Genomic DNA, 16,264 nt, shown 5'->3' with positions numbered 1-16,264 from the left:
AGGAGGGGGAGCATGGAAAAAGCCGTAGTGGTCTCCAACATGGGAAATGGTATTGTGCTCATGACGTTAAACGGGCCGGAATCCGCCAATGCGCTGTCGATAAAGATGCTGGAACAATTGCGGGATGCGGCCGCGTCATGTAAATTTGACCGCTCTGTTCGCTGTATCGTGGTCACAGGGGCAGGAGAGAAAGCCTTTTGCGCAGGCGCCGATTTAAAAGAGCGCGCAGGAATGGACATCAACCAGGTGCGCAGGACGGTTTCTTTGATTCGCGAGAGCATCAATGATGTAGAAGCCTTGCCCCAGCCGGTCATTGCCGCCGTGAACGGAGCCGCTGTGGGCGGGGGAATGGAATTGGCGTTGGCCTGTGATATTCGGATCGCCTCCGAAACGGCCACATTCGCCCTTACGGAGACTTCGCTTGGCATAATTCCCGGGGCAGGCGGAACGCAGCGGTTGCCGAGGCTGATCGGGAAGGGGCGCGCCAAAGAGCTTATTTTCACGGCAAGAAAAATCGATGCCAAAGAGGCTTGGGACATGGGGCTGGTAGAGGTTGTGGCGCCGCCTGAATCCCTTCTCGATAAAGCCCTGGAAATAGCGGGCCAAATTGTTCGAAATGCTCCTATCGCCGTGGCGGAGGCCAAGTTCGCCATCGATAAGGGATGTGACGCGGATCTGAGCACCGGGCTTGCGATTGAGCAAAATGCCTATGAAGTAACGATTCCGACCAAGGATCGCTTGGAAGGACTGCAGGCATTCAAAGATAAGCGTCCCCCCATATTTAAGGGCGAGTAACAAGCATTTGGAGATAAGGAGGAATAGGGGATGTCGATAGAAATAAATCCGCAGGAGCTGCAGGAACGAGTTGCGCGGATCCGCCAAGGGGGGGCGCCGGCTTATCATCAGAAGAATGCGGAGCGAGGAAAACGATTTGTTCGCGACCGTTTGAAGCTCTTGTTTGATCCGGGATTCGAGCTGGAGGATGCGTTATTTGCCAACTGCGCGGCAGAGGACCTTCCGGCGGATGGCGTGGTTACGGCGATTGGCAAGATTAACGGGAGAATCGTGTGCGTGATGGCCAATGATTCCACCGTAAAAGCCGGTTCTTGGGGATCGCGGACGGTAGAGAAGATCATTCGAATCCAGGAGACGGCCGACAAAATGAGAGTGCCGTTGATTTACCTCGTGGATTCCGCAGGCGCCCGCATTACGGACCAGGTCGAGATGTTCCCCGGCAGGCGCGGGGCTGGCCGTATTTTTTACAATCAGGTCAAATTGTCGGGTAAAATCCCTCAAATTTGCCTGCTCTTCGGTCCTTCGGCTGCAGGCGGAGCATACATTCCGGCATTTTGCGATATCGTCATTATGGTGGATGGAAATGCATCCATGTATCTCGGTTCCCCGCGGATGGCGGAGATGGTGATCGGGGAAAAGGTTACGTTAGAAGAAATGGGCGGCGCGCGCATGCATTGCTCGGTATCCGGATGCGGCGATGTGCTGGCCAAAAACGAAGAAGAAGCCATTTCGATGGCAAGACAATATCTTTCCTATTTTCCCGCCAATTTTTCCGAAAAACCGCCGGTCGTGGAAGCAGCGGCACCACAATGCTTTGAGAAATCATTAGAAGAGATCATTCCGTCCAATCAGAATGCCCCGTTTAATATGTACGACCTGATTGACCGGATTATTGACGAGGGGTCATTCTTTGAGATGAAGAAGCTGTTTGCCGGCGAACTGATTACGGGATTGGCCCGAATGAACGGAAAACCGGTTGGGATCATTGCCAATCAGCCGCGGGTGAAAGGAGGCGTGCTGTTTCACGATTCGGCGGATAAGGCAGCCCGATTTATTACTCTTTGCGACGCGTTTCATATCCCGCTTCTGTTTCTCGCCGACGTTCCCGGTTTTATGATCGGCACCAAGGTGGAGCGGGCAGGAATTATCCGCCATGGCGCGAAAATGATTTCGGCCATGTCCGAAGCGAGCGTGCCTAAAATCTCGGTGATCGTACGTAAAGCATACGGAGCAGGCCTGTACGCGATGGCTGGTCCTGCATTTGAACCGGATTGCTGTCTCGCATTGCCTACGGCTCAAATTGCGGTGATGGGGCCAGAAGCTGCGGTCAACGCCGTCTATGCCAATAAAATTGCGCAACTGCCTGAAAACGAGCGGGCCTCTTTTATTGAACAAGAGCGGGAGAAATATAAGCAGGACATTGATATTTACCGGTTAGCCTCCGAAATGATTGTTGACGGGATTATTCCGGCCGATTCGTTGCGTGACGAGTTAGTGAACCGATTCGAGGCTTATTCATCAAAGTTTGTTGTCTTCTCTGAGCGGAAGCACCCGGTATATCCGGTTTAATTCGCTGGCATTTCCGAACAGCACCAAGCGTTTAGCGGCGCGCCGGTGCTGTTTTTTGCGTGGACGGCATATCATAATGTTGAGCCAGAGGATGAATGGTTTGGATGGCTACCGCTTTGCCTGTAGGGGAAGGAGGCAGATCCGGATCAGATGGATATTCGACAGCTTCATTATTTTACAGAAGTAGCCAAGCATAAAAATTTTACAAAAGCTTCGCAGGTCCTATATGTTTCTCAGCCATCCATCAGCAAGATGATCAAAAGCCTCGAAGACGAATTGGGAGTGATTTTGCTAGACCGTTCCGAGAGGGAGATTGTGCTCACGGATACAGGAAAGCTGGTTAACGAGAAGGCTTTAAAAATATTGCAACAGCTAGAGGAGTTATCTTCTTCTGTTAATGAGCTGGTTCAAGTACAAAGGGGAAAAGTGAAGATGGGAATCATGCCTACAATCAGCGCATTGCTCTTCCCCAAAATCATTGCCGGCTTCAAGAAGAGATATCCCCGGATTGAGATTCACATGGTAGAATACAGCGCGAAGCAGGTAGAGACGCAGATGGAGCAAGGAAATATCGATTTTGGGGTTACGGTGCTGCCGGTGAACACTCGGCTGTATCGAACGGTTTCCTTGTTATCTGAAGAACTGGTTGTGATTGCAAGCAGCAGCCACTGGCTTGCCGGAAGAAAAGCGGTCAGTTTGGTTGAATTAAAGAATGAGCCGTTTATTCTGTTCACCAAGGAATTCGCCCTTCATGACGTCGTGTGGCAAGCATGCTTGCGGGCCGGGTTCGAACCTGAGGTAGCTCATATGACCTCCCTGTGGGATTTCTGCTGCGAGATGGTGGCATCTCAATTAGGAATTTCATTGATCCCCCGATCGATGGCGAACCGTTTGCATCATCTTGCCGTTCATGCCGTTTCGATTTCCCATCCGGAGATTGCTTGGGAGCTGGCGCTTATTTATCCCCGGGATAAATACCTGTCTTATGCATCCCGGGAGTTTATTGCCTATATCCAGGCCAATCCGCCGAATCAGCCGGGATTATGAACAGCGCCGGGTTCCATCATGAATGAGAATCCTTGTATGGAACCCCCCATAAGTTAAAGTCAATTCGCTTATACTTCGAGTTGCACTTCTTCTTATATAATTCATCTTTTTGATATAATAAAAAGCAGTTACACGAGGCCATTCGCTTGGACAAGCTCGGTTTTGATTAGAGCGGGTTTGATAGATGAAACGATAACCGCAACTGGCAGGTGGTCGGAGCGGTGTACTTTGTTATGAAAGGTGATGACTATGGCACGCGTGTTGCTAATCAATGGAGGTTCCGAAGGACATATCAACCCAACCCTTGGTGTGGTTCAAGAACTTATCCGTCGTGGCGAAGAGGTGGTTTACTTTGCCGCGGAACAATATCGTGATCGCGTCGAGCCAACGGGCGCAGAGGTGATCACATTCGATGGCGGCAAATTTGTGGAGGCGTTCCTTGCCGGAGGAAGAAATCCTTGGGCGCGAGTGGGTGGACTTTTGCGCACCGCCGACATCGTCATTCCTAGTGTCCTGGAGCAAATCAAAGGAGAACGCTTTGACTACATCATTCATGACTCGATGTTCGGCTGTGGGCGTTTGGTTGCCCAAATACTCGGCCTGCCGGCAATCAACTCATGCACGAGTTTTGCAATTCAACACAACAGCTTTGACAATCTGCAAGATCGCCTTTCGCGCCAATTTCCAGCAGACGTAAATAAGCGTGCACAACAAGAGTTTCAACAGCTGGTCAGTAACGTGCAATCGAGATACAATGTGCAGATTAGCTCCGGCTTCGAAGTTTTCTGCAATCCCGCGCCATTGACTATTGTCTACACGTCGAAACGCTTTCAACCCGATGGAGATAGCTTTGATGAGACGTATAAGTTTGTTGGACCGTCGATCGTGCCGCGCTCTCACCGTCAATTTGATTTCTCTAATGTGGACACGGATCACCTGATTTACATATCACTCGGTACGGTTTTCAATCAAGCAGAGGATTTTTACAAGCTCTGTTTTGCGGCGTTCGCCGAAACGAAGTACACCGTGATTTTATCCGTCGGCAGACAAACCCGGATTGCGGAATTGGGAGACATTCCTGCGAATTTTATCGTTCGAAACTATGTTCCGCAACTCGAAGTACTCCAACACGCCAAATTGTTTATCACACACGGCGGTATGAACAGCACCAGTGAGGGCCTATATTATGGGGTGCCGCTGATTGTGCTTCCCCAAAGCGCCGACCAACCGATGGTGGCGCGCCGTGTGGCTGAAATCAGTGCAGGCATTTACCTAAATCAAGAAGGCTTACTCGCGGGAGATCTCAGAGAGGCGGCAGAGCGCGTGCTCAAGGATGCGTCAATTCGAAAGGCATGTGTTGAAATTGGCGATTCGTTCCGATCTGCAGGCGGGTATCATCGAGCCGTCGAGGAGATCTTCGCGTATAAACGAAGTCTAGGATTGAATAAGTAAAATAAATTGATTCCCTAAAGCCGATTTTTCCTCCCTTAGAGCAGGAAAAATCGGCTTTACTTTTCCGAACTGCGTATGTTTTGTCGCTTTATTGACGGTACCCATCTGGACAGGGCAGTCGCCATCGACATTCTGCAGTCTGTACCCTGTTATCAAATAACAAATTTCCATATCTCATATTTAAAAATGGAAATACGCAATCCATTCAGTCCTAGTATTTTTGGAAATATCGTGTTTCATATCCGATTTCAGGATTAACCGGCAAACCCAAGAATTGGCCTATATTACGCAAGATGCTTGAATTCACTCAAAAAATTATAAGTTGTGTTATAAAGGTTACGGAGCTTTGTAATTTTTCTAGAAATCTCATAATTTTATGCCAAACGACCGATACAATTTTTACATAAAAGGAGGAGATCTTTATGAGGAAATCAAAACAGAGGAAATCAAAATATGTGAAAGGAACAAAAGTGCTCGCAAGTCTATTAATTAGTTTGCATGTGTTCACTTTTTCGAGCATTTCCTTCGCTGCAACAAACGAACTCAATGATATTGATGCCGGGATCGCTAGCCTAAATTATGATCGCAATGAAGTTTTGGCCGTAAAAGGCGATCAAATCAGCAGTTTTGTTCCCAAAGAAGGCATTCATTCCAACGATAAATTTATCGTGGTTGAACGGGAGAAAAAATCACTCACAACCTCGCCCGTAGATATTTCAATTATTGATTCGATCACGAACCGTACTTATCCGGGCGCAATACAGCTTGCAAATCAGGATTTTGCGGATAATCAGCCTGGTCTCGTTATGGCCGCGAGAAAACCATTAGATATTACCATTGATTTACCCGGGTTGAAGAGTGAAAATACAATCACCGTTCAAAATCCAACTTACAGCAGTGTTTCTAGTGCCATTGATCAGCTCGTGTCGATTTGGGGTGAGAAGTATTCCGGCACGCATACACTGCCTGCGAGATTACAGTACGCAGAATCCATGGTTTACAGCCAAAATCAGATTGCCAGTGCATTGAATGTGAACTCTAAAGTGCTTAACGGTACGCTCGGAATCGACTTTAACGCGGTCGCAAGCGGCGAGAAAAAAGTGATGGTTGCCGCTTATAAGCAAATCTTTTATACCGTAACTGCAGCGCTTCCTAACAATCCATCGGATTTGTTTGATGACAGTGTGACGTTTGCCGAATTAGTCCGTAAAGGGGTAAGTAATCAGTCTCCGCCATTGATGGTATCTAATGTAGCTTATGGCAGAACCATTTACGTGAAATTGGAGACGACCTCAAAGAGCAGCGATGTACAAACCGCATTTAAATTATTGCTCAATAATCCGAGCATACAAGCTAGCGGACAGTACAAAGATATTTATGAAAACAGTTCGTTTACGGCTGTCGTATTAGGCGGCGATGCCCAAACACATAACCAGGTCGTCACGAAAGACTTCAATGTCATCCAAAATGTAATCAAGGACAATGCAGAATTTAGCACCAAAAATCCAGCTTACCCTATTTCATATACCAGTGTCTTCTTGAAAGACAATTCCATAGCTGCGGTTCACAACAATACAGACTATATCGAGACAAAAACGACAGAGTATACGAAAGGCAAAATAACGCTTGATCATAGCGGTGCATATGTAGCTCAGTTTGAAGTGTCTTGGGACGAGTTTACCTTTGATGAGAATGGACGAGAAATCATTACTCATAGAACTTGGGAAGGGAATTGGCAAGATAAAACAGCCCATTTCTCGACAGAGATTCCACTTCCGCCTAATGCCAAGAACATCAAAATTTTTGCAAGAGAATGCACAGGTCTTGCCTGGGAATGGTGGAGAACCATTTTAGATGAACCTAACGTTCCGTTAACCAGCAATATAAATGTATCCATTTGGGGAACCACGTTACATCCGTCAGCATCCATAAGTCATGACTAGTCATTTCAGAAAATCTTCCCATTTATATGGGGAGATTTTTTTTGGTATCTATGATTTTCTCCACAAGGAGTGCCTTCTTCATTTCTGCTTTCGTCAATGTCATTATCTCCTGTCCCATAGTAACATTAGGGTGAGATATCACAGAAGAACCAAACAATCGGAATAAAAATAGTTCTGGACTAATCGTTCCCGAATGTATCTGAACACCGGCACACGATCTTGATGAATGCTCACTCTCCATTAATTTTCTTCGGGCTTCCATCGAACCTTTTCGAATGAACGTGGCAATATAGATTGTAAGCTTACTAAGGAGGGCCCTTTTTTCATGGAAGACATCAATATAGAGCATTGGATTGAACGGATGAAGGAGGGGGATCCATCTGGATTTCGAGTGATTTATGAATGGTCATTCCCCGAAATCTACCGCTCCGTTGTCTTTTTGATGACGGAAAAAAATGAAATCGAAGATGTAATGAACGAAATTTATTTTCAGTTGTGGCGGTCCATCGACAATTATGATGCAAAACGTCCCTTCCGATTCTGGATGCATGGCATCGCGCTGAAGCAAATACAGAAGTGGAGGACCAAAAGCTGGAGGAGGTTCCGAATCTTCGAGAAGAAGCGGCTCTTGGAGGTGGAAGAGCATATTTTCTCGGATCGTCAGGTCCTTGAGGCCGAGACCCATCAGGAGATGCTGACCATCGTTCATCAGTTATCGTACAAACTTCGCACGGTCATTATTTTGCGCTATTATCACGACTATACATTCGATGAAATCGCTGAATTGCTGAACATCCCCGCAGGCACGGTCAAATCGAGACATCACGCAGCACTGGAGAAGCTTCGCAAGCTCAGCCCATATTGTGAAGCAGAAAAGGAGAAAGAACTTTATGTCCATTGAACAACAAATCCGCGATAAGCTGCAGGATTGTGCGGAAGCAATGGAAAATCCGTCCGAAATGCAGAAGCGCATTCAAGAAGTTGCTTACGAACGTTATCGCAATGAAAAATATAAAGCAAAATCAAAGCTGAAAGTTCGCATGGTTGCATGTATGCTTGGGGCTATCCTTCTCGTGCCGGTTGTCATTTATACCGGGCCTGCCGTAGCGGCGCAGATTCGAGCCCTTCTCAATCTATCCGGGACGGAAGATCTGCGGAGCTTCATCACCAAAGATAAGGATTCGGATTATGTCACCACGAACTTGTATGCGGATGAGATTAGCGGCAATCAGACGGCACAGGAAGTGCTTGCGCGCATATACCGCGGGTTTCCTGAGACGAAGGACTTCAACATCGCGAGCGCGCAAATTGCCAAGGGCATCAATGGAGGAAGGCAGATTCATCAATTTAATATCATTCTGATCGAGAATGGAAAGACATTCGAGGAACCGCATAAAGAGGTTGTAGCGAATGTCGATGTGGAGACAGGACAGCTTCATTTTGTTCAAACGATCGGTTTAGAGCCATTTGCTCCGCATGCTTCGCAATTGCAGGATTCGGAAGCGATCGCTATGGCCAATGCATTCTTGAAGCAATTGGATGTGAATATTGATGGATATCAGCCTGAAGTGACAAGAGCCCATGGGGATGAAGCGCAAGGAAACGGTCAATCCATCGTCATCTACAAGGATGCAGCGGATGGCAAGGAGGCGTTCCAAGTGAACCTCCAGGAAGGAAGTACAAGTGTTGCATTCTTCTCTTCGGAGAAGCCGGGAAGCCATGATGCGGAATCGTCTCAGCCGTAGAGAAGGGATGGTGGCCGTAACGTTCTTGTTGCCGAGCGCCGTTGGCTTTGCCTTATTCTATCTCATTCCGTTCGGGATGGGGCTTGTCTACTCGGTATTGGACCGGACGGTGGGCGGTTCGTTTGTTGGACTAGCGAATTATCAGGAGCTGCTGAGCAGCGATTCCTTTCGCAAAGCCGCCTCGAATACGTTCTGGTTCACGGCGGTGAATGTCCCGCTGATGCTTATGCTGTCGCTTGGAATCGCGCTCGTGCTGAACCGGAATCTCTATCTGCGTCAATTTCTTCGGATGGCTTATGTCCTGCCGTTGGTTGTGCCCGTAGCCTCCGTCGTGATGGTGTGGCAAGTGCTTTTTGATTGGAATGGATCACTTAACGCTTGGATGCACGCTGCCGGGCTTGAACAGATAGATTGGATGAAATCGGCCTGGGCGCGAGGGGTGATCTCCGTGTTCTACCTATGGAAGCATATCGGCTACAACATCATCTTATTCCTTGCAGGGCTGCAGAGCATCCCGCGGGATTACTATGAGACGGCTGAGTTGGAGGGTGCGGGCAAATGGCGTCAATGTTACGGAATTACCCTTGTCTATCTTACGCCGACGATGGTCTTTGTCGTCCTGATGTCGATAATGAATACGTTCAAAATATTTCGTGAAACGTACCTGATCGCAGGAGATTATCCGCATGACAGCATCTATACGCTTCAGCATTATATGAACAATATGTTCCTCGCGATGGATGTACAGAAGCTGTCTGCGGCTGCGACGCTTATGGTGATAGGGATCTTTATCATCGTGGCTATGCTTCTTCGGCTCGAGAAGCGATATACACAATTTATGGAATGATGCGGGAGGAAGTATGAAGAAGAGGGGGTTCATTCGGAACCTGGCGGTCACGCTGGTGATGGCATGTATCGGGCTCATGATGCTTTTCCCTATTGTGATTACTTTCACAAATTCACTCATGACGGAGCATGAAATTCGCGGCAATTACGAGCTGGTAGGTAAAATGCCAGTCGCTGCGCAAGGGGAGCCTCCTGCATTCGTGAATCTGAAGCTTATCCCGGACTGGCTGTCCTTCGAGCAGTACAGGAACGTATTGCTGGAGACGCCGACGTATTTGTTCATGTTATGGAATTCCGTCGCGATGGTCGTGGCGATCATTGCGGGACAGACGGTAGTAAGCGCACTAGCAGCGTACGCCTTTGCCAAGCTCCGGTTCAAGGGGAGAGAAGGCTGGTTTCGGGTGTACTTGATGACGATGCTCATGCCTTTCCAAGTGACCTTGGTTCCGAATTATATTATTGCTGACAAGCTGGGATTGATGAACACGGCTAGCGCGATTATTTTGCCGGGGATATTCGCGGCCTTCGGTGTGTTCATGCTGAGACAATTTATGCTATCGATTCCGTATACGCTGGTTGAAGCGGCTCAGATGGATGGCGCCGGTCATTACCGTATTTTCTATCAGATTATGCTGCCTCTGATGAAGCCGGGGATTGCGGCGCTGATCGTCTTGCTGTTCGTTGATTATTGGAATATGGTCGAGCAGCCGTTGATTTTTTTGGAGGATGCATTCAAGCAGCCATTATCGCTCTATTTATCCAGAATTCATAAGGAAGCCCAGGGCATCGGCTTTGCCGCATCGCTGATCTATATGACGCCAATGGTTCTCCTGTTCCTGTATGCGGAGTCTTACTTTATCGAAGGGATTCAAATGTCGGGGATTAAAGGGTAGCTCATGAGAGGAGGGATAGGATGGCTACAGGGTTCACCGAAGCGCTGGATGCAAGAAAAAAACGAAACATAGCGTGGCTCTCCGGCCTGTTCTTCAGCTTGCTCCTTTTCCTTACCCTGGCGAGCAATACATTGCTGACGTTACATCTGCCGAAGGTGCGAACCGAACAAGGGAGGGAAGGAGCGTTAGTCACTACGTGGCGCGGGACGGCCCGGCTAATGCCTCGGCAGCATATCGACTTGTCGAACAAGGCGGAATGGTTCATTAAGAAGGTTCATGTAAAAGAGGGGGATCGCGTAACTCAGGGACAGACGTTAATCACCTATGAGAATCCTGCTGCTGAGCAGGAAATCCTGGATGAACAGGCGGGACTTGCACAACAGCGGCTATCGTTAGTTGACTTGCAGGATGCTTATATTGAAGCCGTACAAAATAACGACGAGATACAGGCGCGCCGATCGAAGCGGGAATTAAAAAGTGCTCAATTAGCCATTGGTGTCCAGGAGCGGAAATTGAGCACGATGCAGTCGGAGGCGATTGATCGCAGACGCATTGTCGCGCCTTTTGACGGTGTCGTGACACAGGTGCGTGCGACGCCGCAACTGCCATCAGGGAGCGGCGGGCCGGATATCAGCGTAGCGAGCAGGCAGCAAGGCTATCAATTCGAGATTGTCATCCCGGATGCCATGGCCCTGACATTGCGTACCGGGGAGAAGATGAATGTTCAAATCGAGCACGAGGGGGAAAGTATTCCGGTTGAAGGGATCATTGCTGACATTCGTCCTCTGACAGGCGTTGATGAAGGGACTTCTCCCCAAGAGGGAGGGGAAGGGAGTGCCTCTCAGGCGACTTCGACTCAACGTGTCGTTGTGAAGGTCCAGCATCCGGGTGTTCAAGGGAATGAACTCGTGAGCGTGGAATTGACACAATCGGAGAAGAGCGGTGGAGGCATGCTCGTACCGAACGAAGCGATTCGTCATGAAGGGAAGGACAGCTATGTCCTTGTCATCGAGGAGCGTTCCGGCCCGCTGGGCAATACCTTCATTGTTCGCAAGGCTCCCGTCCGACTAGGAGGGACGAATGGCCAAGAAACCTTGGTGTTGCAAGGGGCATACATGAACGATCAGATCATTGTCGAGAGCAGTGAGCCGCTAACAGAAGGTCAACGAGTAAGGGTCTAATGCGCTTGGTCCGCATCGATCGCATGGAGAATGGAGAGGAGAGGGATAGGATGAAAAAAAGTGCTGTACTTAGTCTGATCATGGCAATAACGATGACATTGGCTGCATGTGCCGGCAAACAGGCAGATGAGGCGAAGCAAGAAGGGCAGCAGGGACAGAACGGGAAGAAAATCGTTGTCTTATCCGTATCCCAAGCGGAGCCTGTGTATTCTCAGGCTGAGAAGATGTATGAAGCGAAGCATCCCGATGTGGATATTCAAATCAAGGAATACAGCCAAGGGGAAGGATCGAATCCTGAAGGTGATCTTGAGAAATATGTGAAGACCACCAATACCGAGCTATTGTCCGGCAAAGGGGCCGATTTGATTGCCCTGGATGTGAGCGGGCTGCAGGTTGGGAAATACATAGACAAGCAAGCGCTTGTGAACTTGAGCGATTTGATGAAGGAGGACCCTTCCTTTGATTCCGGTTCATATGAGATGAACATCCTGGACGGGGCCAAGATGAAAGGGGGGCTCTATTCGCTGCCTCTGCGGTTCTTCTTGGACGGTCTTATGGGCGATGCCAAGGCAATTCAGCAATCCGGCGTAAAATTCGATGACAGCACCTGGACATGGGGGGAGTTCACCGCAGTAGGCAAACGTTTGGCGGCAGCCGGCGGGCACACGTATTCGCTGGGGAATACCCCGCCCGAGCAGATGTTGAACATTCTATTCGTCGATAACTATACTCGCGTGGTCAATGAGGAAGAGCGCCCGGCCAGCTTCGATGCCAATGCATTCGTTGGACTGATGGAGCAAGTGAAGACGATGTATGCGGATAAGGTGGTTACGGATGCGGAGGTGGGCGCAGGAGATTCTTTTTTTGCACCTTCTTTGATCCTTTCTCCTGAAGATTATTTCGAAGGGCCAGGGCTCTTTTATGAGCAAGGAAGGATCTATCGCAAGCCGCTCGCGGCTGGGCAGCAGGCTGGAGGCACCTTCTTGATGCATAAGGTATTAGGGATAAACCGGAATTCGAAGGTGCAGGCGGAAGCGTGGGACTTTATGAAGTTCTTATTGTCCGAGGAAGTACAGACGATGCCTGGACTGCAAGGGTTCTCTGTCAATAAAAAGGTGAACGAGAAGACGTTCAAGGATCTTGCGGACAAAGGCGCTATCGAGTTGCCAACGGGATCCTCGATCCCGATTCAGAAGACAGACATCGACATGATCAAGCAGATGCTGGCTGATGCGGCCACGCCGCAAAAGAACGAGTCGAAGATTCAAGCGATTATCGAAGAAGAAGCGAAGGCTTATTATAGCGGTCAAAAATCGGCCCAAGCGGTTGCGGAATTGGTCGCAAACCGTGTGACGACCTATTTAAATGAATAGACGCGGATGGGGGTAGATGCAAATGCGAAGAGACAGGGATCGAAACAGGTTGAAAAAGTGGATGGTTCTATTGGTGCTTTCGGTAGCAGTCAGCATTTCTGCTTGCAGCTTCTTAGGCAGCGAGGAGAAGAATGCTGGTGAGCCCAAGAGGGTCTCTTTGACTCCGCAGCAGGAGGAGCGGGAGCAAGGGCAAGAAGAACAAGATAATAAGACTGCGGACACTGAGGCTCATGAGCAAGGAAGAATTAACGTGTTCTCGAATATGATGTCACTGAAGCTCCCGCCGGGTTTAGAGGTGCAAACGAATGAGACATCGGACTCGAAGCTTGTCTATACGGATAGCCACAACAAAGTTAGGCTCGAGATGCTACATGATCAAGAGCAAAGGGTGACCGATGCTGGAATCGATGGGGCACGATTGAAGATGAAGTCGATCTTGGAACAAGATAGTGAAGGAGAAAAGCTAGAGTGGTTGAAGAATGAGACGATGCTCGTGCATGGGAAGCACATTGCGATCAATGAAGTCATCATTCCATCCCAGAAGGGTGACACTTATCGTCTCGTCGGATGGACGGAATTAGATGGGGCACATCTTGAAATTAAATTTGTTGCTCCAGCCAATGAGAAAGACGAGTGGCAGACGGCTGTTCAAGAGATGATTGAGTCGATTCAGATGTAGCATAATGGACCGTTTAGCAGCGCGGCTAAGCGGTTTTTTTCTTAATATTATACAATTTATAAGTTTTCGGGGGTGGAAGCGGGTCTTTCGCCATCTATTGCAGGGAATTGATGCGATTTTACAGGAATTTCGGCTCAGTGAGTCCACCTTCCGAGAAATTGCTGCACAGCTGCATCAATTTAGGCCCTTTTGAGCTAAGTTGAAGGGAAACGGGTGAAATTGCTGCCGTTGTGCAGGATTCCCTTTCTGCTGCAGAAGTCCATATCGAATTGCTGTATTTTAGCAGGATTTTGCTTACCAAACAAGCTACCAAACAAGCTACCGAACAAGCTTACCGAATCGGCGTGTCTGGAACAATCGCGCAGTTATGCGGATTTCGCCTACCGGTTCCAGGGAAATTGTGCAGTTTTCACAGAAAAAATTAGGCGACCGATCACCGGTAGAATACCCGGAATCGCTCGCCGTGTAAATTAACTCATTTTCAACTGTCTACTTGACGGGGATATGACCAGACGGGAGATGCTTTTATCATCAAAGGTATCTTGTTGGAGGGAGTCGGATACTATAGTTTTCTTGCTTTGATTACAAAAGTAACAGGAAGCATCTTTGCTTTTTTTGCAAAATCGCTGTTATCGGATTGCATAATTTCATCATCGGATTGCTCAATCATTTGCTCAATTACAAATCCCGCTTTTGCCAACGCATTCACATAGGTTGATAGCTTACGGTCCGATAATGTCAGCGTACCTTCATCAAGGGATACCGAATACCAAGATTCATCGAAATAACATTTTTTAAAAACAAGCATATTATTTTCTGCACCTACACATTTATGGATAGGGTGAGACCAACTAAAAATAAATACGCCATCTTTTTTAAGATAAGAAGCGATACGGCAAAAAGTGCCCTCAAGGTCGGTGGTCCAGCCTATGGCATAAATCGAATACACAAAGTCAAAATAATTCATTGGTATGCCGCATTCTTCTTCCATGGGAGAGCAGATAAATTTTGCTGAAAGGCCGCATGCCGTCAAATGTTGCTTTGCCTTTTCGATTTGTTTTTCTGATATATCGACAGCCCATAGTTCAGATGCTTGGCGTTCCCCGAGATATTGCAAGGATTGACCGTTTCCACAGCCTATCTCCAGCATCTTTTTCCCGGAGACATCGCCAAAAAGCTGCAATTTTTCTTCTGAGACAAATGCTCCATAAAAAGGAAGCACAATTGCTCCCAAGAAGTCATTTCCTTTTGTATCCCAATAGAAGCTGTTTGTTCGATACACCGAATTTTGGTCCATATCGATCGAGATAGCGCTGCCAACCTCGCCAGCGCCTATAATGTTAGTTCGATACACCGAATTCTTGTCCATGCCGACGCCCTCCCCAACTATAAACTAATATGAGCCTAAACGTATATCCCGACTTGCGCGTTATCCCAATAACACATATCGAACACGAACACTTTGCGCTATTGAGCCCAAAACAATGTAACATTTTTCAAAAAACAAATACAGTTAAAATCATCCATCCAGCGTCTATATGCCATATAGCGAAGAAATGAAGATAAGGACATTTCGTTTTTTTTATTGTTTCTTAAGATTATATTCATAGAAAGGTAAGTTAAATATTGGATATTGCATGTTAGTATAAAAAAAGGATGTTCATACAATGACACAAAGGAGACAATAATATGAATCTAAAAAAAGCTATTTTAGCGACTATGATCGTATCTAGTATGGTTATAACCTTGGCAGGCCCGATTCCTGCAGGAGCTGAGGCAGCGCAAGAGGTGCAGAAAGAACAGCTATTGGTCAAGAAAATTAAAATCGACAAAACGATGGCTGCCAAGCTGCAAAAAGCAGTAAAAGAATTTGCGGGGACAGAGGTTAAGCTGAATCTGCAGGATGCTTCCCAACACATAAGCGGTCTAGTGGAGGTTAAGTCGGCAGATGGAAAATACGGCATTGACTATCAACAAAAAACAGGAGAAATCATTACTATTACCGGCAACCAATCCATCGATAAAGTCAGTACGGAGGATCAGAACGAAGTTCTGAACGTGTTAAAAGGGTTGGATGCGAAGAAAAAGTATACATTTGATAAAGAAGTTCATGTCAGTCAGTACAATAATAATAAAGGAAAAAAGACGCCTTTCTACACATATGTGTTAAGAGGGGAAGGATTCACTGCCTATTTATGGAAGAATAATCCGAATCATTCGACAAAGACTCGTGTAGAGGCCCAAATCGAAATGGCCAAGGACGATCTTGATCCAAAGCTTCTGGAAAAGGCAACCAAAGCAGTGGAAACGGCATTAGGCCGTGATTTTGACGTAACGAAAGCGCTGCTTAGGGGTGACACTAAAAAAAATCAATGGCAGCTCCGAAGCGATGATGTTATGCTGGCTTTGGATGCAAAGACAGGGAGAACAGAATATGTCTATGATTTGTCGCGAGAACGGGTGATGTCGAACAAAGATATCACGGAAAAAGAAGTGAAAGAAATCGTTGCACCGATTGCGAAACAATTGTTCAATATGGACATCCAGGGACTTGAAGTGAAATGGGACAGCTTCGGAGATTTCTGCTTCAAGCAAAAAGAAGATACGAAAATGACAGTGGCGCTGGATGCCGATAAAAACATAGTATACATGTTTCCCGGAATTAGAATGAGTCTAGCGAATGTGAAGTGATCGCATTTTATTCGTAATGTGCTGGACGCAACACCAAAAAGTCTCAAGGA

At 47.5% G+C, this 16,264-nt stretch carries 14 protein-coding genes; 13 read left to right on the top strand and 1 reads right to left on the bottom strand.

Annotated features, from left to right (window positions below; all coding sequences use genetic code 11):
• Positions 1–12 precede the first annotated feature (12 nt).
• The 12 genes from NNL35_RS18230 to NNL35_RS18175 all read left to right on the top strand — a co-directional run bounded on the left by NNL35_RS18230 (position 13) and on the right by NNL35_RS18175 (position 13,523).
• On the top strand, positions 13–795 hold the full coding sequence (locus NNL35_RS18230) for an enoyl-CoA hydratase (protein WP_006677947.1): 783 nt from the start codon (positions 13–15) through the stop codon (positions 793–795).
• A 30-nt stretch (positions 796–825) separates the two neighbouring features.
• Complete coding sequence (locus NNL35_RS18225; protein WP_006677946.1) at positions 826–2,364, top strand: acyl-CoA carboxylase subunit beta; 1,539 nt, start codon at positions 826–828, stop codon at positions 2,362–2,364.
• A 150-nt stretch (positions 2,365–2,514) separates the two neighbouring features.
• Positions 2,515–3,411, top strand: coding sequence for a LysR family transcriptional regulator (locus NNL35_RS18220; RefSeq protein WP_006677945.1), 897 nt, complete (start codon positions 2,515–2,517; stop codon positions 3,409–3,411).
• Positions 3,412–3,660: 249 nt separating this feature from the next.
• Positions 3,661–4,863, top strand: a complete 1,203-nt coding sequence (locus NNL35_RS18215; RefSeq protein WP_006677944.1) for a macrolide family glycosyltransferase — start codon at positions 3,661–3,663, stop codon at positions 4,861–4,863.
• Positions 4,864–5,285: 422 nt separating this feature from the next.
• A complete protein-coding gene (locus tag NNL35_RS18210; RefSeq protein WP_006677943.1) occupies positions 5,286–6,806 on the top strand; it encodes a thiol-activated cytolysin family protein in 1,521 nt (506 codons plus the stop codon).
• A 325-nt stretch (positions 6,807–7,131) separates the two neighbouring features.
• Complete coding sequence (locus tag NNL35_RS18205; protein ID WP_006677942.1) at positions 7,132–7,707, top strand: sigma-70 family RNA polymerase sigma factor; 576 nt, start codon at positions 7,132–7,134, stop codon at positions 7,705–7,707.
• Positions 7,697–8,551, top strand: a complete 855-nt coding sequence (locus NNL35_RS18200) for a hypothetical protein (RefSeq protein ID WP_006677941.1) — start codon at positions 7,697–7,699, stop codon at positions 8,549–8,551. Before NNL35_RS18205 ends, NNL35_RS18200 begins: the two co-directional genes overlap by 11 nt.
• Complete coding sequence (locus NNL35_RS18195) at positions 8,526–9,398, top strand: carbohydrate ABC transporter permease (protein WP_238535384.1); 873 nt, start codon at positions 8,526–8,528, stop codon at positions 9,396–9,398. Before NNL35_RS18200 ends, NNL35_RS18195 begins: the two co-directional genes overlap by 26 nt.
• Positions 9,399–9,411: 13 nt before the next feature.
• Positions 9,412–10,290 (top strand): carbohydrate ABC transporter permease, encoded by an 879-nt coding sequence (locus NNL35_RS18190; RefSeq protein WP_006677939.1) that lies wholly within the window; start codon positions 9,412–9,414, stop codon positions 10,288–10,290.
• Between the two features lie 20 nt (positions 10,291–10,310).
• Positions 10,311–11,471 carry an efflux RND transporter periplasmic adaptor subunit gene (locus NNL35_RS18185; protein ID WP_006677938.1) on the top strand — a complete coding sequence of 387 codons (1,161 nt, stop codon included), beginning with the start codon at positions 10,311–10,313 and terminating at the stop codon, positions 11,469–11,471.
• A 50-nt stretch (positions 11,472–11,521) separates the two neighbouring features.
• A complete protein-coding gene (locus tag NNL35_RS18180; RefSeq protein ID WP_040732111.1) occupies positions 11,522–12,844 on the top strand; it encodes an ABC transporter substrate-binding protein in 1,323 nt (440 codons plus the stop codon).
• A gap of 61 nt (positions 12,845–12,905) precedes the next feature.
• The gene (locus tag NNL35_RS18175; RefSeq protein WP_254553636.1) at positions 12,906–13,523 is read left to right on the top strand and encodes a hypothetical protein; all 618 of its coding nucleotides are present in this window, start codon (positions 12,906–12,908) and stop codon (positions 13,521–13,523) included.
• A 562-nt stretch (positions 13,524–14,085) separates the two neighbouring features.
• Here the strand turns inward: NNL35_RS18175 and NNL35_RS18170 are convergent.
• Positions 14,086–14,892, bottom strand: a complete 807-nt coding sequence (locus NNL35_RS18170; protein WP_006677935.1) for a class I SAM-dependent methyltransferase — start codon at positions 14,890–14,892, stop codon at positions 14,086–14,088.
• Positions 14,893–15,212: 320 nt separating this feature from the next.
• On the opposite strand from NNL35_RS18170, the gene NNL35_RS18165 reads away from it, so the two are divergent.
• A complete protein-coding gene (locus tag NNL35_RS18165; protein ID WP_006677934.1) occupies positions 15,213–16,214 on the top strand; it encodes a hypothetical protein in 1,002 nt (333 codons plus the stop codon).
• Positions 16,215–16,264: the final 50 nt, after the last annotated feature.

This window comes from Paenibacillus dendritiformis (assembly GCF_945605565.1).
Taxonomy (GTDB): Bacteria; Bacillota; Bacilli; order Paenibacillales; family Paenibacillaceae; genus Paenibacillus_B; species Paenibacillus_B dendritiformis_A.
The sequence above is the reverse complement of the archived record's forward strand: the minus strand, read 5'-3'. Positions and strand labels throughout refer to the sequence as shown.

Bases quoted from the DNA above. Each gene is read 5' to 3' on its own strand.
- NNL35_RS18230 (WP_006677947.1), top strand. From the start codon at position 13: ATGGAAAAAGCCGTAGTGGTCTCCAACATGGGAAATGGTATTGTGCTC.
- NNL35_RS18225 (WP_006677946.1), top strand. From the start codon at position 826: ATGTCGATAGAAATAAATCCGCAGGAGCTGCAGGAACGAGTTGCGCGG.
- NNL35_RS18220 (WP_006677945.1), top strand. From the start codon at position 2,515: ATGGATATTCGACAGCTTCATTATTTTACAGAAGTAGCCAAGCATAAA.
- NNL35_RS18215 (WP_006677944.1), top strand. From the start codon at position 3,661: ATGGCACGCGTGTTGCTAATCAATGGAGGTTCCGAAGGACATATCAAC.
- NNL35_RS18210 (WP_006677943.1), top strand. From the start codon at position 5,286: ATGAGGAAATCAAAACAGAGGAAATCAAAATATGTGAAAGGAACAAAA.
- NNL35_RS18205 (WP_006677942.1), top strand. From the start codon at position 7,132: ATGGAAGACATCAATATAGAGCATTGGATTGAACGGATGAAGGAGGGG.
- NNL35_RS18200 (WP_006677941.1), top strand. From the start codon at position 7,697: ATGTCCATTGAACAACAAATCCGCGATAAGCTGCAGGATTGTGCGGAA.
- NNL35_RS18195 (WP_238535384.1), top strand. From the start codon at position 8,526: ATGATGCGGAATCGTCTCAGCCGTAGAGAAGGGATGGTGGCCGTAACG.
- NNL35_RS18190 (WP_006677939.1), top strand. From the start codon at position 9,412: ATGAAGAAGAGGGGGTTCATTCGGAACCTGGCGGTCACGCTGGTGATG.
- NNL35_RS18185 (WP_006677938.1), top strand. From the start codon at position 10,311: ATGGCTACAGGGTTCACCGAAGCGCTGGATGCAAGAAAAAAACGAAAC.
- NNL35_RS18180 (WP_040732111.1), top strand. From the start codon at position 11,522: ATGAAAAAAAGTGCTGTACTTAGTCTGATCATGGCAATAACGATGACA.
- NNL35_RS18175 (WP_254553636.1), top strand. From the start codon at position 12,906: ATGGTTCTATTGGTGCTTTCGGTAGCAGTCAGCATTTCTGCTTGCAGC.
- NNL35_RS18170 (WP_006677935.1), bottom strand. From the start codon at position 14,892: ATGGACAAGAATTCGGTGTATCGAACTAACATTATAGGCGCTGGCGAG.
- NNL35_RS18165 (WP_006677934.1), top strand. From the start codon at position 15,213: ATGAATCTAAAAAAAGCTATTTTAGCGACTATGATCGTATCTAGTATG.